The following is a 24,247-nucleotide window of genomic DNA, read 5'->3' as shown; positions in this document are numbered from 1 at the left end:
GGCGGCCGCGGTGACGTTGGCGGCTGCGGCGAGCTCCGCGGGCGGGGCGAAGCGCCGCTCCTCCTTGAGCAGGTTGGCCAGGCTCTCGTTGCTCAACGCGCACTCCTCATCGAGTTCTGTTCACGGCGACGGTCCCTTGCGTGGGGATTGTCCCGTGTGTCCCAGTGCACAGCTCACCAGGCGAACAGGTCTGTTGACAAGAGGCTCCGGAGAATTGGTGTAGACCTTTGCTGGGGGGCGCTGGCCGGCCCGCCCACCGGCCCCACCGCGACGGTGGGGCCGGTGCCGGCTCAGGCCGCGACCTTGGTGTCCTCTCCTTCGGGCGTGTCCTGTACCGAGACGGCGGTGAAGGAGCCGCTCTCCCGGTCGAGTACGTAGGTCTGCGCGGTGGCGAAGTCGAAGTACATCCCCACCAGCCGCAGGGTGCCCTCGGCGACCCGCCGCTCCACGGCCGGGTTCGCCAGCAGCTGGTCCAGCTGCTGCACCACATTGGTGATGCAGAGCTGCTCGACCAGGTCGACCGTGGGCCTGGCGGCGAACCGGGCGGGCGCCCGCTTGAGCCGGTCCAGCGAACCGCGCCCGTTGCGCAGCCACCGGGCCAGTGGCGTCGGTGGCCCGGGGTGTTCGTGCACGCCGTCCAGCAGGGCCTTCATCGCGCCGCAGCCGGAGTGCCCACAGATCGTGATCGAGCGGACCTCCAGAGCCTCGACCGCGTACTGCACGGCCGCAGCCACCGAGTCGTCGGCCGCGCCCGGCTCGAACGGTGCCGGCACGAGATTGCCGACGTTCCGGACGGTGAACAGGTCGCCCGGGCCGCTGTTGGTGATCATGCTGGTCACCAGTCGGGAGTCCGCGCAGGTCAGGAAGAGTTGGGAGGGCGTCTGCCCTTCCCGCGCCAGCCGGGCCAGCTCGGGGCGGACCAGCGGCGCCGTGTGCTGCTGGAACACCCGGACGCCGTCCAGCAGCCGGCCGTGCGGATCCTCCTGCTGCTCGATGCAGTGGTGGCCCACCCAGGGGGTCCAGGCCCGGCAGCGGTGCGGGCCGGGTGAGCTGCCCGCCCGCAGGGTGCCGTCCGGGTCCAGCACCTCGCTGGCCTGGCGCTCCGTCACCATCGCCACCTGCCCGCCGGCCGCCTGATGGCTGGCTCGCCAGGCATGCAGGGTCTCGTACGCGGCATGGTCCAGGAAGGAGCCGTCGTGGCAGACCGTCACCCGCGCGGTGGCGGGGATCGCGCTCAGCGCCCGGCTGAGCCTGGGCACCGCGGCGAAGGTCAGCGGCCCGTGCGTCTGCACCGCGAAGGAGCCGTCGGGCTCGGCCCGGACGTCCACGTGAGTACGGGTCAGCCGGTACAGCGCGAGCAGCACGGCCACGGCACTGCCGAGTGCGATGCCCAGCAGCACTCCGAGCAGCACCACGCCGAGCATCGTCGCCAGGTAGACCGGGAACTCGCGGTGCCGGTGGACATTGCGGATGTGCGCGAAGCTGACCATCTGGAGGCCGACCACCAGGACCAGCGCCGCCAGCGCGGCCAGCGGGATCCGCCGCAGGCCGCCGCTCAGCGCCACGGCGGCGAGCAGCACCCAGACGCCGTGCAGCACGGACGACCAGCGGGTCTGTGCTCCGGCCCGGACGTTGGCCGAGCTGCGCACAGCGCCGCCGGCCACCGGCAGCCCACCGAGCAGGCCGCTGAGGACGTTCGCGATGCCCTGGCCGCGCAATTCGCGGTCGAGGTCGCCCGAACGGCGGGCGAGGCGGTCCACCGCGACGGCGGACAGCAGGGACTCGACGCTGGCGACGGCCGTCACGGTGAGCACCGCGGTCAGGACGCCCGCGAGCGGGCTGTGCGGCAGGACGGGGAGGCCGTGGAGCTGCCATGTCGGCAGCTCCACCCGGGCGAGCTGCAGGTGCAGGGCCATGGCGAGCCCGGTGGCGAGGGCCACAGCGACCAGCGGGCCCGGCACGCGGGCCAGGAGTGCCCCGAGGCGTCCGGCGCGGCCGGGCAGGCGCCCCAGTCGGGGCCACCCGCAGAGGACGGCGGCGGAGAGCGCGCCGACGGTCAGCGCCGCCGGGTGCGGGCCCGCCAGCTGGCCGGGCAGTGCGAGCAGGTTCGCGAGGGCGGAGCTCTGCGGCGAGCCGCCCAGCACCACGTGCAGCTGGGCGATGGCGATGGCGAGACCGACCCCGGCCAGCATGCCGTGCACGATGGCGGGCGAGACGGCGAGCGCGGTGCGGGCCACCCGGCGGGCGCCGAGCAGGAGTTGGAGCAGGCCGGCGGCGACCGTGATGGCACAGGTGGCCTGCCAGCCGTACTGCGCGATGAGCCCGGCGGTGATCACGGTGAGCGCCGCGGACGGGCCGCTGACCTGCAGTGGTGTACCACCGAGCAGGCCGACGACGATGCCGCCCACCGCCGCGGCGATCAGGCCGGAGGTGAGTGGCGCACCCGTGGCCAGGGCGATGCCCAGCGAGAACGGCACGGCGATGAGGAAGACCACCGCCGAGGCGGAGAGGTCGGCGGTGCTGAAGGCGGGGCGGCGCTCGGGGGGCGGTGCGTGGTCGGTGGTGTCGGAGGCGATGGGGGCGCTGGAGATATCGAGGGTCATGTCTTCCCGTCTTTCCGGGGAACGAACGCAGTCAGGTCCGGCGGTGGAGCTCGGGGAGTCGGATCGGCTGTCGTGGGTTGCGACGGTGTGGCGGGATGGCGTGGGCACGACGGGTGCGTGGGGATGTCGCAGGCGCGCCCAGGGACCATCAGAATCGACTGAATCATCAAGACTCGGTAAACCGAGAGTAATGAAAGCTTTGCACAGGGTGAAATCGAGCGACAGGGTCAAGGCCCGGATTCACCCCAACGGGCGGTATCCGAAGTGTCCGGGAACCCGTAGCTTTCGCGCAGGTCAAGCAGGCGGGCCGCCACCCTCCGAAGAGGGTGGCGGCCCGCGGTGCGGCTGTGACTGTTGCGCTGTCCCGGGTGGCGGCTCGCGTCGTGCCGACGTGGCTAGGCGTGTGCGCGGGCAGCAGCGGGCTGCTCCCCGCCGAGCACGTACCCGTCGTCCACCTGGGTCGCCAGGTCGACGCCGACCTTGGCGCTGCCCCAGCTCTCGGCGTTGCGCAGGTGGAAGTGGACGGCCTGCTCGCTGTAGCGGCGCGGATCCCGCCGGTCGAACGCGGCGTCGGCCTCGCGCTCCAGGAGCTCCAGTACGGCACGGTTGGCAGGCTCCAGGGTGCGCAGCGCGGGTTCGGCCCCCTGCTCCAGGCGGCGCACCCAGTCGGAGTGGCCGAAGGTGGTCAGCAGGTCGTCGCCGACCTCCCGGCGCAGGAACTCGCGGTCCTCCGGCCCCTGGACCTTGTTCCCGACCACGCGCAGCGTGACGCCGAAGTCGCGGGCGTACTCCTTGTACTGGCGGTACACCGAGATGCCCTTACGGGTGGGCTCGGCGACCAGGACGGTGAGGTCGAAGCGGGTGAACAGGCCGGAGGCGAACGAGTCCGAGCCGGCGGTCATGTCGGTGACGACGTACTCGTCGCGGCCGTCCAGCAGGTGGTTGAGCAGCAGCTCGACCGCGCCGACCTTGGAGTGGTAGCAGGCCACCCCGAGGTCCTCCTCGGTGAACGCGCCGGTCGCCAGCAGCCGTACCGATCCCTCGTCGAGCGCGACCGGCCGGGCGCAGCTCGCGTACACCGGGTTCTCCTCGACGATCCGCAGCAGTCGCGAACCCCGGCCCGGGGGAGTTGTCTTGATCATCTCGTCGGCGGAGCCGATCCTGGGGTTGCTGCCGCGCAGGTACTCCTTGATCTGCGGGAGGTGCACGCCGAGCGAGGGCAGTGCAGCGGCCTGATCGTCACTCAGTCCGAGGGCCGGGCCGAGATGTTGGTTGATGTCGGCGTCGACGGCGATGACCGGGCGGCCGATCGCGGCCAGGTGGCGGATGAACAGTGAGGACAGCGTCGTCTTGCCGCTGCCGCCCTTGCCGACGAAGGCGATCTTCATCTGGGACTCCGGCTCTCGCTCGTGGGCTCTCGCGCTGCTCTGCCCGGTTCCATTGTTGGAAATAGTTATCGTCACCGATAGTGGCCATGCTATCCGGGGTTTGGAGCCCGATGCGGCGGGGCAGCGAGGATTGCCCCTAACGGGTGATGCCGGGGTTGCTGTGTCGCAAGTGCAGGTGGGGTCATTACTCTCGGGTAGGTGAGCACTGGAACAGATCCCCTCGCCCCGCTGGCCGAGCTCCCCGGGGTGCCCGAGGCAGTCGCCGAGGTGCGCAAGGCCGTGGACCGCCTGTACGGCCACCGCGTGATGCGCCGCCGCGCCCCCGAGGTCACCTCCGAGGCCGCGCTGCGCGGCGCCCGGGCGTCCGCCGCCCTGGACGGCGCGGACTGGCCGCTGGAGGAGGTGCGCCGCCGCAGCGACTTCGGCGCCGACCGCGAGGCCCGTACGGTCGGCGCCGCGCTGCGGATCTCCGCCGAGGCCGGGCAGCTGCTGAGCGTGTGGCGGCACTCTCCGCTCCAGGTACTGGCGAGGTTGCACCTGCTGGCGGCCGGTGACGCGGACGACTCGGCCGGCCGGCCCCGCCATGCGGGGGAGACCGCCGAGGTGCTGTTCCCGCTGGAGCTTCCGGCGGCGGAGGGCGTGGCGTCGGGGGGCGCCGGCGCCGGAGGTGCGGGGTGGGCGGTCGAGCTGCCCGCCGCGCCGGGCGCCGAAGAGGTCGCCGCGCGCCTGGACCAGCTCTCCCAGCTGCTCGTCGCCCGCACCGAGCGTCCGACGGGCGGGGCTCCGGCGCTGGTGGTGGCAGCCGTGGTGCACGGCGAGCTGCTCGCGCTGAGGCCGTTCTCCTCGCACAACGGGGTGATCGCGCGCGCCGCGCAGCGCATCGTGCTGATCGCCGAGGGGCTGGATCCGAAGGCGATCTGCCCGGCCGAGGTCGGGCTCGCGGAGCTGGGTACCGGAGCGTACCGGCGGGCGCTGGCCGGCTATCTGGCCGGCAGCCCGGAGGGGATGGCCGAGTGGATCGGGCACTGCGGGCAGGCGCTGCGGCTCGGAGTGCGCGAGAGCACCGCCGTCTGCGAGGCGATGCAGCGCGGCATGGTCTGAGCGGCGGCATGGGCTGAGCGCCGGGCGGGCGGCCTCGGGCCGCTCCGGAGATCCCTGCCGGGGCGGGCGCCCGCCCCGGGTCGGGGCAAACGAATGCGGCGGCACCTGATGCTGCTGGGTGCCGCCGCTGGTACAGGTACCGAGTGACCATGCATGCACCGGAAGTGCCCATCAGACGGGGATCCTGCCCGTTCGTCTGGTGCGGCGGCCCGACAGCGGGTCGGCTGCATGTGGGTGCTCAGTTATCTGCACGCGGTCCGTGGGGCCTGAACTGCGTTGTCGGTTTGACCTCTTCGGGTCCTGACCGGGTCTCGCGGGCCGTGCTTCATTTGTATCGCGTTTCGGGTCAAAGGGGAACCCGAAACGAGAAGTCTTTCCCATTTGCCCGATTTGGCTCGGGCGTCGGACCCCGAATGCTCAGGCCATGGGGCGTCGGCGCCTGGCCACGTACCAGACCACTCCGGCGGTCACCAGTGCGGTGCCCACGGCCACCGCGGTGAGCACCGAACCGCTCGGGGTGGAGAACTCCGGGAGCCGGCGCCGCAGTTCCACCGGTCGGTCGAAGACCAGCACCGGCCACTCGCGTGCGAGGGCCTCCTTGCGCAGTGCGCGATCGGGGTTTACCGCGGACGGATGGCCGACCGCCTCCAGCAGCGGCAGATCGGTGGAGGAGTCGCTGTAGGCGTAGCAGTCGGCGAGGTTGTAGCCCTCCGTCGCGGCCAACTCCCTGATCGCTGCTGCCTTGTTCTCGGCGTAGGCGTAGTAGTCGATCTCCCCGGTGTAGCGGCCGTCCTCGATCTTCAGTCTGGTGGCGATGACGTGGTCCGCGCCCAGCAGGGCGCCGATCGGCTCCACCACCTCGGAGCCCGAGCTGCTGACGATCACTACATCGCGCCCCGCCGCGTGGTGCTGTTCGATCAGCGACGCGGCCTCGTCGTAGATGATCGGGTCGATCAGGTTATGCAGGGTCTCGGCGACGATCTCCCGCACCTGCTGGACGTTCCACCCGCGGGTGAGTGCGGAGAGGTACTCGCGCATCTTCTCCATCTGGTCGTGATCCGCGCCGCCGACCAGGAAGACGAACTGTGCGTACGCGCTCTTCAGTACCGCCCGACGATTGATCAGGCCGCCCTGGTAGAAGGGACGGCTGAAGGCCAGGGCGCTCGATTTGGCGATGATGGTCTTGTCGAGGTCGAAGAAGGCGGCCGTGCGCGGCCCGGCGGGCCTGGGCTGGGGTGCGTGCGGCAGGGCCGCGGCGTCGCTCCTCGGCGGGCCGGTTTCGCCCTGCGCGGGGCCCGGCTCGGAGTTCCCGCCGGTCTCGGCGGCGTCGTCCGCATACTCGTCGGCGTTCTCGGTGGTGTCCACGGGAACCGAGGATAGAGGGCCGCGCAAAACGCCCCGCCATTCGGCGTACCCAGGGGCGTGTGGGTTTGTGTTTCTGGCCGGTCGGGTACACCATGGAAGTCACGGATCGTTCGCGACCGTGCTAACCCGGTCCGGCTCCTCCCCCCCGAGTCGGGCCGTGGATAGACGACCCCCGCTCTCCCCCCCGGCGGGGGTCGTCGCACGTCCGGGGCCGTTTCGAGCGGTGATTCACCCCCGCGCGGGCAGGGCTCACGGGTGTCGGTGGCCCGCTGGGGGCGCGGCCGGGTCCGCATCGTGGAGCGCCGATCTCAGTGACTCTGCGTAGTTGACCACTTCTTCTTCCGGACCTGTCGCTGAGCACTGACGGGCGCGTGCACGGGGCCTCGCACGCCCCCGATCTCTTGATCCAACTTTCGCTCGGGAGCTTGTTCCGTCAATTGCTCGCTCATTAGCCCCCCGGGTGGGTGAACACGCTTATCCACATCCCCCGGGTTATCCACAGGCATTTGGAACAGGGCTGACAGATTCCGGATCTCCCCCCACCGTGGTGTCCGGCAGCCGCCACCGCGCCCCGGGGCACGGTGGCCGCTGCCGCAAGGGCTGGACTTGGACCGCGCGCCCGCACCGCAAGGTGCGGCGCCCCCACCGGGGGAGGCAGCAATGTCGACACCGACCACCGATCGCCCGCAGGCCGAAGAGCCCGCGCTTCACGGCCCGTTGATCGTCACCGAGGACGAGTCGCTGGCCGAACACCTGCTCCGGCTCTGTGCCGCGGCCGGCTCCGAGCCGCTGCTCTTCGCCGGCCCACCGCCACGCCAACTCTGGGAGTCCGCCCCGCTCGTGCTCGTGGGGGACGATCTCGCCGAGCGCTGCTCCGGACTCGGCCGCCGCACCGGAGTGCTGCTGCTCGGGTTGGATCTGGACGACTCCGAGATCTGGGTCAGAGGTGTCCAACTCGGCGCCGAGCACGTGCTGTTCCTGCCCGATGCCGAGGGCTGGCTGCTGGACGGCATCGCGGATGCGGCCGAGGGTGTCGCCGCCCCAGCGCTCACCGTCGCGGTGCTCGGCGGCCGCGGCGGAGCCGGGGCCTCGACGCTGGCGTGTGCGCTGGCCGTGACGGCCGCGCGCACGGGCCGCCGGACCATGCTGATCGACGCCGACCCGCTCGGTGGCGGTCTCGACGTCCTGCTCGGCGGTGAGCGCGCCGCGGGTCTGCGCTGGCCCGATCTGGCCGGCTCGCGGGGCCGGGTCAGCGGCGCCGAACTCGCGCAGGCGTTGCCCGAACTGCACCGCCTCACCGCCCTGTCCTGGGACCGCGGCGACACCCTGGCCGTACCACCCGAGGCCATGCGCAGCGTGCTGGCGGCAGCCCGGCGCCGCGGCGGGCTGGTCGTGCTCGACCTGCCGCGCCACCTCGATCCGGCGGCCGGGCAGGCCCTGGAGCAGTCCGACACCGCTCTGCTGGTGGTGCCCGCCGAGCTGCGCGCGATGGCCGCCGCCGACCGTGTCTGCGCGGCCGTCCGGATGCGTCTCGCGGACGTGCGGGCAGTGGTCCGCACGCCGGGGCCGGCCAGGCTACCCGCGGCGGAGATCGCCGGGGGGCTGCGGCTGCGACTGGCCGGAGAGCTCCCGCAGGAGCCCGGCCTCGCTTTCGACGTCGAGCGTGGGGCGCCGCCGGGCATCCGGGAGAAGGGGCCGCTCGCACGCTTCTGCGCAACATTCCTGAACGAGGTGATCCCGCCGGTGCCGGCGGTCGAAGGGGGAGTGCTCTGATGGGCCGTCCGCACCTGACCGGAACGCCCTGGGCCGGCGGAGTCCGGCCCGCCCACCGCCATGGGGGTGGTGCGACCGCCGACGGGCGGCCCGCGGGCGGCCGGGCCACCCGGCCGGTGGCGCAAAGCGACAGTGGGCCCGCGCCCGGGCCGGAGCGAGCCTCCGCCCTGGTCGACGCCGTACGGCTGCGACTGGCCGAGTCCGGGGCCGCCCCCACCGCGGGGTCGGTGGCCGCCGCACTGCGGGCGTCCCGCCCGCCGCTGGGCGGCGACGATGTGCTGAACGCCGTCCGCACCCTGCGCGCCGAGCTGGTCGGCGCAGGGCCGCTCGACCGGCTGCTGGCCGCACCGGACGTCACCGATGTCCTGGTCAACGGCCCGGAGGAGGTGTGGGTCGACCGGGGTGGCGGGTTGCAACGCGCCGCCGGCCGCTGGTTCCCCGACGCCGAGGCCGTACGCCGCCTGGCCCACCGCCTCGCGACGGCGGCCGGGCGCCGGCTGGACGACGCCCGGCCGTGGGTGGACGCCCGGCTGCCGGACGGGACCCGTCTGCACGCGGTACTGCCGCCGATCGCCGCCGGATGCACGCACATCTCGCTGCGGGTCAGCCGGCACCGGCCGTTCACGCTGGAGGAGCTGATCGCCGGGGGTGCGCTCCCGGCTGTCGGGGCCCAGCTGCTCGCGGGCATCATGCGCGCCCGCCTGTCGCTGGTGATCAGCGGGGGCACCGGATCCGGCAAGACGACCCTGCTCGCCGCGTTGCTCGGCCTGGTCGGGCCCGGCGAGCGGATCGTGCTGGTCGAGGACTCCGCCGAACTCATGCCGGCGCACCCGCACGTGGTCCGGCTGCAGAGCCGGCCGCCCAACCAGGAGGGCCTCGGAGAGCTGACGCTACGGGACTTGGTCCGCCAGGCCCTACGAATGCGGCCTGACCGGCTGGTGATCGGCGAGGCCCGCGGGGCCGAGGTCAGTGAGCTGCTGGCGGCGCTCAACACCGGCCATGAGGGCGGCTGCGGGACGATTCATGCCAATACCGCGGGCGACGTGCCGGTGCGGTTGGAGGCGCTGGGATCGCTGGCCGGCCTCGACCGGTTCTCGCTGCACAGCCAGCTGCGAGCCGCACTCGATGTCGTCGTGCACCTGGCGCGCGACCCCCGCACCGGGCAGCGCCGGGTCGCGGAGATCCACACGCTGGCCAGCGATCCCAGCGGGCTGGCCGTTACCACCCCGGCCGTGACCTTCACCGCGGGGGGCGGCTGCTCGCCGGGCGACGGGTGGGAGCGGCTGGCGAGGCTCTGCGCGGTCCGTGGGGTCGGTCTCCCCGGGAGGCCGGCGTGACCGCACACCAGGTGGAGGTGCTGTTCGGGCTGATGCTCTGCGGCCTGCTGCTGATCGCCGGAGTGCTGCTGGGGGCCACTCGACCGAGAAGCCGGAGAACCCGGAGAAGCCGATGGGGCGAAGGGGATTGACGTGACGATGTATCAGGTCCAATTGTGCTGGGCAGCGGTGCTGTGCGCGGTGACGCTGGCCGGCCGGCAGGCCCTGCAACGCCAGGTCGCCGGGGTCAGAAGGTCCAAGTTGCTGCTGGTGTCGGGCCGCAGCCCCAGGTGGGATCCGGCGGCCTCGGCGCGGCGCCGACTTGCCGAACTCCGAGCACTTCGGCCGCCCTGGCTGGTGCCGGAACTGCTGCTTCTGCCCGCCGGGTTGGTCGCGGCGCAGGCCACCGGCTCGCCCGTCCCGCTGATCGGCGCGGCGGGGGCGGTGGTGCCGGTGCGGCGCTGGCGGGTGCGCCGGGGCAGGGTGCTCCAGGCCCGGCGCAGGGCCGGCGCGGTGGTGGAACTCTGCACCGCTCTGGCCGCCGAGCTGAGAAGCGGGGCGACCCCGCGCCAGGCGCTGGAGAACGTCACCTCGCGGCTGGGTGAGGACCGCAGTCTGCTGCGACGGCTCGGTGCGGGCCCGGTGGCGCGCCTGGCAGCCGGCCGGTACGGGGCGGATGTCCCTGCCGCGTTCCAGGCCCTCGCTCAGCTGCCCGGCGGCCGGGGCGCCGCAGCGGTGGCGGCCTGCTGGCAGGTCACGGCAGGCAGCGGTGCGGGGTTGGCGGCCGGGCTGGATCAGGTGGCCGAGGCGCTGCGGGCCGAACGCGGGCTGGCGGAGGAGATCGAGGGCGAGCTGGCCGGGTCCCAGGCCACCATCGCGGTGCTGGCCGCGCTGCCTGCGGTCGGGCTCCTGCTGGGAATGGCACTGGGGGCCCGGCCGATCGGCATCCTGCTGCACACCCCGGCGGGTCTGGCCTGCCTCGTGATCGGACTGGCACTGGAGGGGGTCGGCCTGGCCTGGACGACGCGGATCATCCGGCGGGCGAAGGGTGCCGGTGCCCAGGTGGTGGCGGAGGTGCCGGGCCGCCAGGGCGGCGGACCTTCGACCGGCGGACGGGCTGGCGCCGGAGAGCCGTCCGCCTGCGGGATCACGCGTCGGCGGGCGGTGCCGCCGGCGGCGGGCGGACAGCTGCCGCAGGGGCAGGCGGCCCTGTGGTGATCGGGACAGCCGGGGCGGTGTGGGTGGTCCTGCCCCTGTGTGGAGCGGCGGTCGGCTCGGCGGCGCGTAGGTGCGCGCAGCGAGGCCGGACCCGGCGGAGGGCGGGAGCCTGGGCCCGCCCTGGGGACGGTGTGGTGCGAGAGAGGCGGTGGCGATGGGCTGGGCGAGTACGGCCGGGGTGGCTCCGGCTGCGAGCTGTGCCGGTGGTGCAGGAGGTACGGGCGGGCGAGGACGGTCGGGTGGCCCGCTGCGGCCGGCAGGCCCGGGCGGCGAAGGCGGGCCGGGCTGTGGTCGCGGTGGCCGCGGGGCTCGGTGCTGGTGTCTCGATCGGCGGCGCGGCCGGGCCGGTGGCGGGTGTGCTGCTGGCCGCGGGGGCGTACCGCTGGCTGCCCAGGGGCCGTACGCCGGCCGCTCGCCGGGCGGCCGCGGAGCGGGAGGCACTGCGCGCTCAACTCCCGCTGACCGCAGAGCTCCTGGCGGCCTGCCTCGCCACCTCCGGCTCGCCGGCGACTGCGGTGGAGGCCGTCGGGCAGAGCGTGGGGGCCCAGATGGGCCTCAGGCTGGCCGCCATCTCGGCCGAGCTGGCCCTTGGTGCGCCACCGGAGCTCTGCTGGAACCGGCTTGGGGAGCAGTGCCCGGAGCTTGCGCCGCTGGCCCGCTGCCTGGTCAGGACGAGCATCAGCGGCGCTCCGCCGACCGCGCCGCTGCTTGCCCTGGCGAAGGCCCAACGGGCCACCGCCGCCAGGGCCGCACACACCCGCGCTCGCCGGGCCGGGGTGCTGGCCACGGCGCCGCTCGGAGTCTGCTTCCTGCCGGCCTTTGTGCTGATCAGCGTCGTCCCCGTGGTGCTGGGCCTTGCCGCGGTGTTCGCCGGTCGAGCCTGACCGCGAGTCAGCACAGCGCTGGTGTCCATGGGCTGGTCGCCGTTGCGCCCAGCGACCTTCCCCGATCGAGGAGTTCTGTCATGGCCGTAGTGATCGCAACCAAGTCCGCCGCCGGCCTTCGCGGTCGAGCCGTGCTCGCCCTGTGCCGACGGCGCGGCCGCTGGGTCGGAGAGCGGATCAAGATCCTCCGGCAGCGCCGCAACGACGCCGGAATGACCACGGCCGAGTACGCCGTCGGTACGGTCGCGGCCTGCGCCTTCGCGGCCGTGCTCTACAAGGTGGTCACGAGCGACGCCGTGACCGGGATGCTGACGGCGCTGCTGGACCGGGCCCTCCATGCGGCGTGAACGCGCGCAGCTCCGCGGCCGGGATCCGGACGCGGGCTACGCGACCGCGGAGACGGCCGTCGTGCTGCCCGCTCTCGTCCTTCTCGCCGCGATGCTGATCTGGGGCGTGCTGGCCGCGGCCGCGCAGATCCGCTGCATCGATGCGGCAAGGGTGGGCGCCAGAGCGGCCGCTCGGGGCGACGCGGATGCCAAGGCGCGGGCTCAGGCCGCAGCCCCGTCCGGCGCGGCGGTGCACGTCGCGCTGGAGGGCGAGGACGTGCGGGTGACGGTGGAGGCGCCGTGCCCGGGGCCCGGGAGCCTGGGGTCGGTGCTCTCCGTCCGGCTCGGCGCCGATGCGGTGGCGGCGAGGGAGGACACGCTCGCGGGCGGCGGAGGTGCCTCGCAGTGGCCGGTCTGAGGAACCGGGTCGGCTGGTGGCGGGCGGCGGCGTACAGGGCTGAGGGCCCGGGGCGTACCCGTACCGGACGGGCATGGGGCGCGCCGGATCGTTGGCCGGCCGGAGGTGGGGCGGGCTACGGCGCGTCGGGCGGTTGCCTACGGGCGGCCCAGGTGCGGAGCGCTGGGGCGCAGGGCGGTCGGCCACCGGACGCGGGGTCGGCGACGGTCTGGGTGGCCGCGCTCGCGATGCTGGGGTGCACGGTCTTCGCGGCGGTGCTCGCCGTCGGAGCGATCGTCGCTGCCCGGCACCGTGCGGAGTCCGCAGCTGACCTGGCGGCCCTTGCGGCGGCAGACCGACTGCTGGTCGACCAGGACGGCGGCTGCGGCCGGGCCGGCGGGATCGCGGCCGCGCAAGCGGCCACGATGGTCTCCTGCTCGGTGGATCTGGGAGCGGACACGGTCGAGGTGGTGGTCGAGGTGCCCACACCGGCCTTCTCGCTCCCGATCGGCCCCGCCAGGGCGCGCGCCCGGGCCGGCCCGGTCTGGGCCGAGGCGGCCACCGCTGACACCCTTGACGCGGCCCTCACCGGCGCCGGTACTCCAGGGCGCTCCGCGGAAACGCCGCCCCGGTCGGCCGACCCGTCCCTGAGCGATTCGCCCACCCGCGGTTCGCCGCCCCTCGTCGGCGGGCCGTCGCTGATGGGCAGTTCCAGCCCCGTCGTCTTGCGCGGGTTGCGCAGGCATGCGCGCGGGCACCACCCGCCGAGGCTGGGCCTGTGGGCTGACCCGCTCCGCCCGGCGGTCGTGGCAGGTCACCCGGACGGGATGCCGGAGTCGTCCGGCGCGCCGCCAGGAGCGTTCCCCGGTGCGTTCCCCGGCACGTTCTCGGGCGCGCCCCGTGGCGGTCCTCCCGCCGATCCGCCGGGGAAGTCGCCCGGGGCGCCTGCCAGCAGGGCGTCCAGCAGGCGGACGGCTGCCGCCTTGTCCAGCGGATCGTTGCCGTTGCCGCACTTGGGGGACTGCACGCAGGACGGGCACCCGCGCTCGCACTCGCACGCCGCGATGGCGGCCCGGGTGGCCGCCAGCCACTTCGCCGCGCGCTGGAAGCCGCGTTCGGCGAAGCCGGCTCCGCCGGAGTGTCCGTCGTAGACGAAGACGGTGGGCAGCCCGGTATCGGGGTGCAGCGGGACGGAGACGCCCCCGATGTCCCAGCGGTCGCAGGTGGCGAACAGCGGCAGCAGGCCGATCGAGGCGTGCTCGGCGGCGTGGGCGGCTCCGGGCAACTGGTCGAAGGGAATGTCCGCGGCCAGGAGCTGCTCCTCGGTCACCGACCACCAGACCGCCCGGGTGCGCAGTGTGCGGGGAGGCAGGTCGAGCTTGCTCTCGCCGAGGATCTCGCCGGTCGCGATCCGCTTGCGGAGGTAGCCGACCACCCGGTTGACCACCTCCACCGAGCCGAAGCTGAGCCGGCCCTCGCCCCAGGCCTCGGTCCGGTCGGTCGAGAGCACGGAGATGGACGTGATGTCGCGGGCAGCGGTGGTGTAGGGCGGGTCGGCAGGCTCGACCAGCGCCACCGAGCTGTCCAGGTCCAGGTCGCGCACCAGGTAGGTCCGGCCCTGGTGCAGGTGCACGGCGCCGGTGTGGACGGCGGTGTGGGCCGCGGAGGCGTCAACGGTGCCGAGCAGCCGGCCCGTCTCCGACTCCACGATCTGCACCGGGCTTCCCCCGCTGCCGCGCAGGTCGACGGCGTCCGCGGCGCGCTCGCGCCGTGTCCAGTACCAGGAGCCGTCGCTGCGGCGGCGCAGCAGCCCGCGCTGCTCCAGGACGGGCAGCAGCTGGGCGGTGGAGGGTCCGAACAGGTCCACGTCGGAATCGGTCAGCGGCAGCTCCGCGGCGGCGGCGCACAGATGCGGCGCCAGCACGTGCGGGTTGTCGGGGTCGAGCACGGTGGCTTCGACGGGGGTGTCGAACAGTGCCTCCGGGTGATGCACCAGGTATGTGTCCAGCGGGTCGTCGCGGGCGATCAGGATGGCCAGGGCCCCCTGAGCCTCCCGCCCGGCACGGCCGGCCTGTTGCCACAGCGACGCCCGGGTGCCGGGGTAGCCGGCCATCAGTACGGCGTCCAGTCCGGAGACGTCGACCCCGAGTTCGAGAGCGGAGGTGGAGGCGAGCCCGAGCAGCCGTCCGGAGTGCAGATCGCGTTCGAGGGCCCGGCGCTCCTCCGCCAGGTAGCCGCCCCGGTAGGCGGCGACGCGGTCCGCGAGGGGCCGCCCGAGCTGGTCCTGGGTCTGGAGCGCGACCAGTTCGGCGGCCCGACGCGAACGGACGAAGACGACCGTCCTGGTGCCGTTCTCGACCAGGTCGGTGAGCAGGTAGGCGGCTTCGGCGGTGGCGGTCCGCCGGACCGGGGCACCGTGCTCGCCGACGTTCTCGGTGAGCGGCGGCTCCCAGAGCCCGAAGACCAGCGGCCCGCGGGGCGAGGCGTCCTCGGTCACGGCCGACGCGGGCAGACCGGTGAGCCGTTCGGCCGTGGCCGCGGGCTCGGCGGTCGTGGCGGAGGCGAGCAGGAACGTCGGCGAGGAGCCGTAGCGCGCGCAGAGCCGGCGCAGCCGCCGCAGCACCTGGGCGACGTGTGACCCGAAGACACCGCGGTAGGTGTGGCACTCGTCGATGACGACGTACTTCAGCGCCTTCAGGAAGGAGGCCCAGCGGGCGTGCGCCGGCAGGATGCCCCTGTGGAGCATGTCGGGATTGGTCAGCACGTACGAGGCGTACTGGCGGACCCACTCGCGCTCCTCCGGCGGTGTGTCGCCGTCGTACAGCGCGGCCCTGACGCGGGCGGGGGCCAGTTCGGCGGCGCGCCGACGCTGGTCGGCCGCCAGCGCCTTGGTCGGCGCGAGGTAGAGCGCCGTCGCGCCGCGCCCGTTCGGGGCTTCGGCGCCGTCCAGCAGCTCGCTGAGTACCGGGGCCAGGTAGCCCAGCGACTTGCCCGAGGCGGTGCCTGTGGCGATCACCATAGTTTGGCCGGTTCTGGCCAGATTCATGGCCTCCACCTGATGCGCCCACGGCCGCTCCACTCCCAGGGCCAACGCGGCCGCGATGATCTCGGGCCGGATCGATTCAGGCCAAGGGGCATAGCGGGCCTGGCGGGCGGGCAATTGCTCCGTATGGGTGAGTCGGTCCGAGCGCCCCCGGGTGGTGGACAGGGTCGCTAGCAGTGCCTCGGGCAGGCGGTGACGGGGCGGCATGGGGACCCAGTGTGTCACCGGCGTGACGGAGAATCGCCCTAAGCCATCGTGCGGTCATGGTCACAAGTGGTTGAATGAGGCCGTGACGGCCAGATGGCCGGGGGTCGCAGTGTTGAGGCTCGCCACGCGCTGGCTGGGCGCGCCCGAGGCTCGCGACCACGCGGTGGCGGCCGTCCGGCCGAGGATCGCAATGACGTAGCAAGGCAAGGTGCTGGAGGTTCCGTGGACCTGTCCCTGTCGACCCGTACAGTCGGCGATCGCACGGTCGTCGAGGTTGGCGGCGAGATCGATGTGTACACCGCCCCGAAGCTGCGCGAGCAGCTGGTCGAGCTCGTCAACGACGGCAACTACCACCTGGTCGTCGACATGGAGGGCGTGGACTTCCTCGACTCGACCGGTCTGGGCGTGCTTGTTGGCGGTCTCAAGCGTGTGCGTGCCCATGAGGGTTCGCTGCGCCTGGTCTGCAACCAGGAGCGCATTCTGAAGATCTTCCGGATCACCGGTCTCACCAAGGTGTTCCCGATCCACACTTCGGTGGAGGACGCGGTCTCCTCGACCGACTGATTCCCCATTCGGGGTCGGCGGTGCCTCTGCGGCATCGTCGGCCCCGGTATGGGCCGGTATCGACCGGCCCTCGGGGCGGACAAGCCCAGCCCCGGGTCGGAGAACCCCGAGGGGGAGACATGGCAACCGTCGAACTTCGATTCAGCGCACTTCCCGAGCACGTGCGCACCGCCCGTCTGGTGGCCGCAGCGGTGGCCAGACGTGCCGGGGTCGACGAGTCGGTGCTCGACGAGGTGCGGCTGGCGGTCGGCGAGGCCTGTTCCCGTGCGGTGGGTCTGCACCAGCGCGGAGGGGTCCAGGGCGCGGTGCGGGTGGCCCTCACGGACCAGGAGAAGCGTTTCCTCATCGAGGTGGAGGACGAGGCCGGCCCGGCCGCCGTCCCGACACCCGGTGCCGGCGACGACCCGGATGACGACGCGCTCGGGCTTGCTGTGATCACCGGCCTGGTCGAGGACCTTGAGGTCGGCAGCGGCGCGGGTGGTGGCCTGATCCGGATGAGCTGGCCGGTGTCCGTCGACGCATTGGCCCGCTGAGGCCTGCCCCTGCTCCCTCGGCGCCAGGCGCCTGCCCGAGTAGTGCCAGAATGCCGGGCGTGGGTCTCTTCCGCGTGCGCGAGTGCGCCCGACCCACTCGTCCCTATCGCGGCTGGACACACGGCGCGCGGCGTCTTCGCGGCCTGGCGTGGCGCGCCCGCGTGGGCGGGTGGGACGCCTCCGACGACCCCCCGTGGGTTGACAGATTGTTGAATATGGCGGTTCCCTGCTCTCGGGCGCGATCGGATCGGATCTGTCGGAGAAGAGGGAACACCCCTATGCGGATACGCATCCTTTGGCCCGCCGGGCAGGCGACGGCCACCCTGAAGTCGACGCCCACCGCCGAGGCGCTCTGGGTCGCCCTGCCGATCGGCTCCTCCGCGAGCACCTGGGGCCAGGAGGTGTACTTCGGCACCCCGGTCTCCGTGCGGAGGGAGGACGACGCCCAGCAGGTCGTCGAGCCCGGCACGGTGGCGTTCTGGACGGACGGGGACAGCCTGGCGCTGCCGTACGGCCCGACGCCGATCTCGCACGCGGACGAGTGCCGCCTGGCCAGCCCGTGCAACATCCTCGGCGCGCTGGACGGCGACGCGCAGGTGTTGCGTACCGTCCGGCCGGGCGACTCCATCCGGGTCGAGCGCGCCTGAGCCGGACCGGACGTGACCGAGCCGACCTCGGGCACCTGAGCCCGGGGCGGGAGCACCCGAGCCGAAGGTCCGGACTGCGGACGCTACGGACGGGGCCTGCACGCGGGGGCCGGGACGCCCGCCCACGCGGGGCGTGTAGGTTCGCAGTTCGATGACCGAAGGCGAAAGGGCTCTCCCGGTGAACAAGCGACTGCTGGCCGTACCCGCGCTGGGGGCGCTGCTCGCGCTCGGCGCCGTCGGGTGCGGCGGTGACAACGGCGAGCAGCTGACCGCATGGGCGACGAATGTCTGCGGCTCGGCCAAGGACCCGATCGCGCAGTCGAAGGCCGCACTGGCCGACACCGGTGAGGTCAAGGACGGCGAGGCGCCGGCCGATCTGCAGAAGCGACTCTCCGGTGACGTGGGCCGCCTCGCACAGACCAACCAGCAGATCGCCGAGGCCATCGACAAGGCGGGCGCGCCGAAGGTCGACAACGGGGCGAACCTGCAGAAGGACGCGGTCAACGAGCTCAACGAGGCGGCCAAGGGCTACCTCGAGGTGCAGAAGAAGCTGGACGCACTGCCCAACGCCGACCAGGCGAAGTTCGCGGACGGGCTGCGCAGCGTCGGCGACCAGGTGCAGCAGCTCGCCAGGTTGTCCACGCAGGCTCAGAGCAAGCTCCAAGGCGGGGACCTCGGTGCCGCGATGGCCAAGCAGGAAGGCTGCAAGCCAGGCGTTGCCGCCGCGCCCTCCCCGGGCGCGTCCGGCGCCACGGGGGCTTCGGGTGCGGCAACGTCCGCGCCCGCCGCGACGGACGGTGGCACCGGCGCCCCGACGGGTGGCGCCGACGCCGCGGCGTCCGCCTCGGCCTCCACTTCAGCTGCGGCGTCGACTCCGGCGGCGTCCCCGTCCTAGCTAGTAAGCGGCCGTCACCGGCTGACGAGCCGGGGCGAGGGTGGTCCTGCCCGTTCCGCCCGTCACGCCGTCACGCCCGTCACGCCGGTCCGGGCCGGCGTATCGACCCGGCAGCCCTCGGGCGACGGCCCGGCCGCCCGGCCTGGGGCGGTCCGAAGGCTGGGGGCGCGCGACAATGGCGGGGTGACCAGTAGCCCCGTTCTTGACCCGACCCGCCTCGCCAAACTGCGCGAGGCGCTGCTCGCCGCCTCGTACACCGCGGACGGCTGCCTCGACCTGCTCGGGCCCACCGGCTACGCGGCGCTGGCCCGTAGCGAGGCGGTGCCCGCACTGCGAGCCACGCGTGGCGGCACCGCCCTGGAGACGCTGGTACGGCTGTTCCTGCTCCAGCAGCCCGTCCCTTACGCGGCGGCCGCCGCCGCGCTGCCGGTCGAGGACTGTCTCACCGACGGCTGGCTGCGGCCGGACGGGGACCAGGTGCGAGCCGCCGTGGACATCCGTCCGTACGCCAATGAGGTGGCCGGCCTGCCGAGTTCCGATGCCTGGGTGGTCTCCGACCTGGGCTGTGCGGTCGGTGGTGCGGGCGGGATCGGCTCGGGGGAGACCGCGCACGGCGTGGCGCGCAGGGAGCTGGTGCTGGGGGTGGGCGGCGCGTCCACGACCCTCGCGAACATCGCGGTGCGCAGGCCCGTGAGGACCGCGCTCGACCTGGGCGCGGGCTCCGGTGTGCAGGCGCTGCATGCGGCGCGCCACGCCCAGCGGGTCGTGGCCACCGACCTCAACCCACGCGCGCTCCGGTTCGCCGAACTGACCCTGGCGCTGTCCGGGTTCGACAATACCCACACCGCCGAGGGCAGCCTGTTCGAGCCGGTCCGGGAGCGGAGGTTCGACCTGATCGTCTCCAACCCGCCGTTCGTGATCTCGCCGGGCAGCCGGTTCACCTACCGGGACGGGGGGATGGCGGGCGACGACCTCTGCCGCAGCGTCGTCCGGGGCGCCGCCGCGCACCTGGAGCCGGGCGGCTACTGCCAGCTGCTCGCCAACTGGCAGCACGTGCAGGGTGAGGACTGGCACGACCGCCTGGCCGGCTGGGTCGCCGGCACCGGCCTGGACGCCTGGGTCGTCCAGCGGGAGGTCCAGGACGTGGCGCAGTACGCCGAGTTGTGGCTGCGCGATGGTGGTGACCACCGTGGCCCGGGCGGCGACTACCAGGCCCGGTACGGGGAGTGGCTGGACGCCTTCGAGGCGGCGAAGGTCGAGGGCATCGGATTCGGCTGGATCACGCTGCGCGCGAGCGGGGCGGAGCGGCCGACCGTACGGGTCGAGGAGTGGCCGCACCCGGTCGAGCAGCCGCTCGGGCCGCATATCGAGGACTGGTTCGCCCGGCAGGACTTCCTTCGTACGCACGACGACGCCGGGCTGCTCGCGGCCCGCTACGTGCTCGCGGACGAGGTCGTCCAGGAGCAGGTCGGCTCGCCCGGGGCGGAGGACCCGGAGCACGTGATCCTTCGTCACAACCGGGGCATGCGACGGGCCACCAAGGTGGACACGGTCGGTGCCGGATTCGCGGGCGTCTGCGACGGGACGCTGTCGGCGGGGGAGATCGTGGACGCCATCGCGCAGCTTCTCGGCGAGGACCGGGCGGTGCTGCGGGAGCGGGTGCCGGAGTCGCTGCGGTTGCTGACCGAGCAGGGCTTCATCGAGCCGGTCGGGCTGTAGCGGGTGTAGGCGCGTCGGGTCGGGACTGCGCCCCGGCCCGGCCCGTCGCCGGCTGCCGCGAGCTGCGCTGCGTTCCCCTGGCCTGCCTGCTCGACCCTCCTCCGCTCTCCTCTGCCCGGAGCTGCCCGCCCGCCCGCCCGCCGGCCGGGTCGGGTTCACCTCTCCGTATCCGCCGGTTCGACTCCCGTACGTCGAACGGCCGTCCGTAGTTGGCCGCCGGCTGCGATTCTCTGTCCACAGCCTGTGGACAGAGAATCGCCGTCACGCGGCAGCGGACAGCGGGCACCGGACCAGCGCACCGAGTGGGGGAACAGGGTGGAGACGCCGACGGCCACTGCGGCCGGGGCTGTGCTGGCGCTGTTCGGCGCGGCGCTGCTCCTCTGGTGTGCGGCCGAGCTGCGGCTGCGTCATCGCCTTCGCCGCGAGGGGCTGCCGGCCGCCGCGCGGGTCGTCGCGGACGATGTCCACAGCGGCCTCGACAGTGCTCCGCTGCTTGCGTTCTCCGCGCTGCGAGCGGCCGACGAGGATTCGGACGGGCCGTTCGGGCGAGGTGAGCCCGTGCTCGCCCGCCCGCGCGGCCACACCCCGCTTCGTCGCCCGGCCAGGCTGACGCCCGGCGCCGTGGTGCAGGTGGCGTACGACCCGCGCCGTCCGACCCGGGTGGTGCTGGCTGCGAGCGAGCCGGTGCCGACCATGTCCAGCAACCTGTTCTGGACAGCCTTCGGTGCGGGCAGTCTCGCGGCCGGACTCGGTCTGCTGACGAGCGTGCTGGCCCGCTGAGCAGTGCCGGGCGACCGCCGAGGGTGGTCGCGCGGTCGCCGGTGGCACTCAAATTCGGACAGCAGGACAGCCGGGCGGTCGTGGCTGACGCATGCCCACCGGCGGACGCCAGGTCCGGTGCACGAGTCGCGCAGCTGACCGCTGACGGCTTGCCGCTGACATTCGACCGTCGACAGCCGGCCACTGACCATCGACAGCTGATCATCGACGACCGACCGACAACAGCTGACCACCGACAGACATCGTCGGACAGCTGACCGCCGCCAACATCCCGATGACAGATTCTGAAATCTGTCATCCCCCCATCGTCCAATCCCCCCGAAACCCGCCGAAGCTCCCCTCTGCGCGGCACGATCCTCCTTCATCGGGTTACCGTTCGAGTGGCGTAGATCGGCCTTGCCGGTGAAAAAGCAGGATCCGTCCGTTTGACAAGGGTGGCCGGGGTACGGTCACACTCCGCTGGTGGGGTCGTCGATACAGCGGCTGCCCCGGACGGTGGTGGGGTCGGGCGGAGCGGCGCCCGTGCTGCCGCGCCGACCAGCTCACGTAACGACCGGGAGAGAAGAGCGAAGGTGTCCCCGAGCAGCGAGACCGCGCGCAACGGCCAGCGACTCGTCATTGTCGAGTCGCCGGCCAAGGCGAAGACGATCAAGGGCTACCTCGGCCCCGGCTACATCGTCGAGGCGAGCGTCGGGCACATCCGCGACCTGCCCAGCACGGCCGCCGAGGTCCCGGACAAGTACACCGGCGAGGTGCGCCGCCTCGGCGTCGACGTCGACCACGACTTCGCGCCCATCTATGTGGTGAACGCGGACAAGAAGTCCCAGGTCAGCAAGCTCAAGTCGCTCCTCGCCGAGTCCGACGAGCTCTTCCTCGCCACCGATGAGGACCGCGAGGGCGAGGCCATCGCGTGGCACCTCCAGCAGGTGCTCAAGCCCAAGGTGCCCGTGCACCGGATGGTCTTCCACGAGATCACCAAGGCCGCGATCCAGGAGGCCGTCGCCAACCCGCGCGAGCTGAACCAGCGCCTGGTCGACGCCCAGGAGACCCGCCGCATCCTCGACCGCCTCTACGGCTTCGAGGTCTCGCCGGTGCTCTGGAAGAAGGTCATGCCGAAGCTGTCGGCGGGCCGGGTACAGTCCGTCGCGACCCGCCTGGTCGTGGAGCGCGAGCGCGAGCGGATGGCGTTCCGCACGGCCTCGTACTGGGACCTCACCGGTACCTTCTCCACCGGCCGCACCCCGGCCGACGCCGCGAACCCGGAGAACTTCGGTGCCCGCCTGGCCGCGATCGACGGCAAGCGGATCGCCAGCGGCCGTGACTTCGGCTCCGACGGCCGGCTCAAGAGCGCCAGCGCCAACACCCTGCACCTGGACGAGCAGGCCGCCCGCGCGCTGGCCGCCGCCTTGGAGCAGACGGCGTTCAGCGTCCGCAGCGTCGAGTCCAAGCCGTACCGCCGCTCCCCGTACGCGCCGTTCCGCACCACCACGCTCCAGCAGGAGGCCAGCCGCAAGCTGGGCTTCGGCGCGAAGCGGACCATGCAGGTGGCCCAGAAGCTGTACGAGAACGGCTTCATCACCTATATGCGTACCGACTCCACCACGCTGTCGGAGACGGCGATCAGCGCCGCCCGGGCGCAGGTGACCCAGCTGTACGGCGCCGACTACCTGCCCGACGCCCCGCGCACCTACGCCAGCAAGGTCAAGAACGCGCAGGAGGCGCACGAGGCGGTCCGCCCCTCCGGCGACCGCTTCCGCACCCCGGCCGAGACCGGCCTGAGCGGCGACGAGTTCCGGCTCTACGAGCTGATCTGGATGCGCACGGTCGCGTCGCAGATGAAGGACGCCGTCGGGCAGTCCGTGACCGTCAAGGTGGCCGGCGCCGCCTCGGACGGCCGGGACGTCGAGTTCTCCGCCTCCGGCAAGATCATCACCTTCCACGGCTTCCTCAAGGCCTACGTCGAGGGCGCGGACGACCCGAACGCCGAGCTCGACGACCGCGAGCGCCGTCTGCCGCACGTCACCGAGGGCGACCCGCTCTCGGCCGAGCAGCTGAACCCCGAGGGCCACTCCACCAAGCCGCCGGCCCGCTACACCGAGGCCTCGCTGGTCAAGGAGCTGGAGGACCGCGAGATCGGCCGTCCCTCCACCTACGCGTCGATCATCGACACGATCATCAACCGCCGGTACGTCTTCAAGAAGGGGACGGCGCTCGTCCCCTCCTTCCTCTCCTTCGCCGTCGTCAACCTGCTGGAGAAGCACTTCGGCCGGCTGGTCGACTACGACTTCACGGCCAAGATGGAGGACGACCTCGACCGGATCGCGGCCGGTGAGGCGCAGTCCGTGCCGTGGCTCAAGCGCTTCTACTTCGGTGAGGGCGAGGGGCACGCCGTCGGCGGCGCGGCCGAGGCCGGCAACGGCGACGGCGACCACCTCGGCGGCCTGAAGGAGCTCGTCACCGACCTCGGGGCGATCGACGCCCGCGAGATCAGCTCCTTCCGGATCAGCGACGACATCACGCTGCGCGTCGGCCGGTACGGCCCGTACGTGGAGAAGGCCTCGCCCGTCGAGGGCGAGCCCGGCCAGCGCGCCGACATCCCCGACGAGCTGCCGCCGGACGAGCTGACCGTCGAGCTGGCCGAGGAGCTGCTGGCCAAGCCCAGCGGCGACTTCGAGCTCGGCACCGACCCGGTCAGTGGCAACCAGCTGGTCGCCAAGGACGGCCGGTACGGCCCGTACGTCACCGAGATCCTGCCCGAGGGCACGCCGAAGACCGGCAAGAACGCCGTGAAGCCGCGCACCGCCTCCCTCCTCAAGACGATGTCGCTGGACACCGTGACGCTGGAGGACGCGCTCAGGCTGCTCTCCCTCCCGCGCGTGGTCGGCACCGACGCCGAGGGTGTGGAGATCACGGCGCAGAACGGCCGCTACGGCCCGTACCTCAAGCGCGGCACCGACTCGCGCTCGCTCACCAGCGAGGAGCAGATGTTCACGGTCACCCTGGAGGAGGCCCTGGCCATCTACGCACAGCCCAAGCAGCGCGGGCGCGCGGCCGCCGCTCCGCCGCTCAAGGAGCTGGGCACCGACCCGGTCAGCGAGCGCCCGGTGGTGGTCAAGGACGGCCGCTTCGGCCCGTACGTCACCGACGGCGAGACCAATGCGACGCTGCGTAAGGATGACGAGGTCGAGACGATCACGCCGGAGCGCGGCTACGAGCTGCTGGCGGAGAAGCGGGCGCGCGGTCCGGTGAAGAAGACCGCCAAGAAGGCTCCGGCCAAGAAGGCGGCGGCCACCAAGACCGCCGCCAAGAAGGCCACCACGGCGAAGAAGGCCGTGGCGAAGAAGACCACGACCACCAAGGCCACCGCGACCAAGACCGCGGCAAAGAAGACCGCGGCGAAGACCGCGGTCAAGAAGACCACCGCGAGCAAGGCGTCCGCCTCCGACGAGAGCTGACCGACCGACAGTCGCAACGGGCCCGCCCCTCCG

At 72.9% G+C, this 24,247-nt stretch carries 18 protein-coding genes and 1 pseudogene; 15 read left to right on the top strand and 4 right to left on the bottom strand.

The window, feature by feature from the left end; all coding sequences use genetic code 11:
- Positions 1–290: 290 nt before the first annotated feature.
- Together ACIBH3_RS33595 and ACIBH3_RS33590 are read right to left on the bottom strand one after the other, a co-directional pair.
- A complete protein-coding gene (locus ACIBH3_RS33595; RefSeq protein WP_396315901.1) occupies positions 291–2,603 on the bottom strand; it encodes a SulP family inorganic anion transporter in 2,313 nt (770 codons plus the stop codon).
- A 395-nt stretch (positions 2,604–2,998) separates the two neighbouring features.
- Entirely contained in the window at positions 2,999–3,991 is a 993-nt protein-coding gene (locus tag ACIBH3_RS33590; RefSeq protein WP_396315900.1) for an ATP-binding protein, read from the bottom strand.
- A 198-nt stretch (positions 3,992–4,189) separates the two neighbouring features.
- Here ACIBH3_RS33590 and ACIBH3_RS33585 point away from each other — a divergent pair, with 198 nt between their 5' ends.
- Entirely contained in the window at positions 4,190–5,092 is a 903-nt protein-coding gene (locus ACIBH3_RS33585) for an oxidoreductase (RefSeq protein ID WP_396315899.1), read from the top strand.
- Between the two features lie 417 nt (positions 5,093–5,509).
- On the opposite strand, the gene ACIBH3_RS33580 is transcribed toward ACIBH3_RS33585, so the two are convergent.
- Positions 5,510–6,340, bottom strand: a complete 831-nt coding sequence (locus tag ACIBH3_RS33580) for an HAD family hydrolase (protein WP_396315903.1) — start codon at positions 6,338–6,340, stop codon at positions 5,510–5,512.
- 777 nt (positions 6,341–7,117) lie between these two features.
- Here ACIBH3_RS33580 and ssd point away from each other — a divergent pair.
- From ssd to ACIBH3_RS33545, 7 genes and pseudogenes are all read left to right on the top strand, one after another.
- Positions 7,118–8,230 (top strand): septum site-determining protein Ssd, encoded by a 1,113-nt coding sequence (ssd, locus tag ACIBH3_RS33575; RefSeq protein ID WP_396315898.1) that lies wholly within the window; start codon positions 7,118–7,120, stop codon positions 8,228–8,230.
- Positions 8,230–9,567 carry a TadA family conjugal transfer-associated ATPase gene (locus ACIBH3_RS33570; RefSeq protein WP_396315897.1) on the top strand — a complete coding sequence of 446 codons (1,338 nt, stop codon included), beginning with the start codon at positions 8,230–8,232 and terminating at the stop codon, positions 9,565–9,567. The genes ssd and ACIBH3_RS33570 overlap by 1 nt, the downstream gene beginning before the upstream one ends.
- 138 nt (positions 9,568–9,705) lie before the next feature.
- Positions 9,706–10,764, top strand: a complete 1,059-nt coding sequence (locus tag ACIBH3_RS33565) for a type II secretion system F family protein (protein WP_396315902.1) — start codon at positions 9,706–9,708, stop codon at positions 10,762–10,764.
- A gap of 197 nt (positions 10,765–10,961) precedes the next feature.
- Positions 10,962–11,648, top strand: a complete 687-nt coding sequence (locus ACIBH3_RS33560; protein WP_396315896.1) for a type II secretion system F family protein — start codon at positions 10,962–10,964, stop codon at positions 11,646–11,648.
- An 80-nt stretch (positions 11,649–11,728) separates the two neighbouring features.
- A complete protein-coding gene (locus ACIBH3_RS33555) occupies positions 11,729–11,995 on the top strand; it encodes a DUF4244 domain-containing protein (protein ID WP_396315895.1) in 267 nt (88 codons plus the stop codon).
- Positions 11,985–12,392, top strand: coding sequence for a TadE family type IV pilus minor pilin (locus ACIBH3_RS33550; RefSeq protein ID WP_396315894.1), 408 nt, complete (start codon positions 11,985–11,987; stop codon positions 12,390–12,392). Before ACIBH3_RS33555 ends, ACIBH3_RS33550 begins: the two co-directional genes overlap by 11 nt.
- Positions 12,275–12,901 (top strand): annotated as a pseudogene (locus ACIBH3_RS33545) (Rv3654c family TadE-like protein); the annotation flags it as partial. The gene ACIBH3_RS33550 and the pseudogene ACIBH3_RS33545, both read left to right, overlap by 118 nt.
- A 284-nt stretch (positions 12,902–13,185) precedes the next feature.
- Here the strand turns inward: ACIBH3_RS33545 and ACIBH3_RS33540 are convergent.
- Positions 13,186–15,621, bottom strand: a complete 2,436-nt coding sequence (locus ACIBH3_RS33540) for a DEAD/DEAH box helicase (RefSeq protein WP_396315893.1) — start codon at positions 15,619–15,621, stop codon at positions 13,186–13,188.
- A 222-nt stretch (positions 15,622–15,843) separates the two neighbouring features.
- On the opposite strand from ACIBH3_RS33540, the gene bldG reads away from it, so the two are divergent.
- The 7 genes from bldG (at position 15,844) to topA (ending at position 24,214) form a co-directional block, all read left to right on the top strand.
- Positions 15,844–16,185, top strand: a complete 342-nt coding sequence (gene bldG, locus ACIBH3_RS33535; RefSeq protein ID WP_396315892.1) for an anti-sigma factor antagonist BldG — start codon at positions 15,844–15,846, stop codon at positions 16,183–16,185.
- 119 nt (positions 16,186–16,304) lie between these two features.
- The gene (locus ACIBH3_RS33530; RefSeq protein WP_396315891.1) at positions 16,305–16,718 is read left to right on the top strand and encodes an ATP-binding protein; all 414 of its coding nucleotides are present in this window, start codon (positions 16,305–16,307) and stop codon (positions 16,716–16,718) included.
- 278 nt (positions 16,719–16,996) lie between these two features.
- The gene (locus tag ACIBH3_RS33525) at positions 16,997–17,365 is read left to right on the top strand and encodes a cyclophilin-like fold protein (RefSeq protein WP_396315890.1); all 369 of its coding nucleotides are present in this window, start codon (positions 16,997–16,999) and stop codon (positions 17,363–17,365) included.
- Between the two features lie 178 nt (positions 17,366–17,543).
- Entirely contained in the window at positions 17,544–18,260 is a 717-nt protein-coding gene (locus ACIBH3_RS33520) for a small secreted protein (RefSeq protein WP_396315889.1), read from the top strand.
- A 183-nt stretch (positions 18,261–18,443) separates the two neighbouring features.
- Entirely contained in the window at positions 18,444–19,979 is a 1,536-nt protein-coding gene (locus ACIBH3_RS33515; RefSeq protein ID WP_396315888.1) for a methyltransferase, read from the top strand.
- A 315-nt stretch (positions 19,980–20,294) separates the two neighbouring features.
- A complete protein-coding gene (locus ACIBH3_RS33510; protein WP_396315887.1) occupies positions 20,295–20,759 on the top strand; it encodes a DUF3592 domain-containing protein in 465 nt (154 codons plus the stop codon).
- 572 nt (positions 20,760–21,331) lie between these two features.
- The gene (gene topA / locus ACIBH3_RS33505) at positions 21,332–24,214 is read left to right on the top strand and encodes a type I DNA topoisomerase (protein WP_396315886.1); all 2,883 of its coding nucleotides are present in this window, start codon (positions 21,332–21,334) and stop codon (positions 24,212–24,214) included.
- Positions 24,215–24,247: the final 33 nt, after the last annotated feature.

The sequence above is a fragment of the Kitasatospora sp. NPDC050543 genome (genome assembly GCF_044457565.1).
Taxonomy (GTDB): domain Bacteria; phylum Actinomycetota; class Actinomycetes; order Streptomycetales; family Streptomycetaceae; genus Kitasatospora.
The sequence above is the reverse complement of the archived record's forward strand: the minus strand, read 5'-3'. Positions and strand labels throughout refer to the sequence as shown.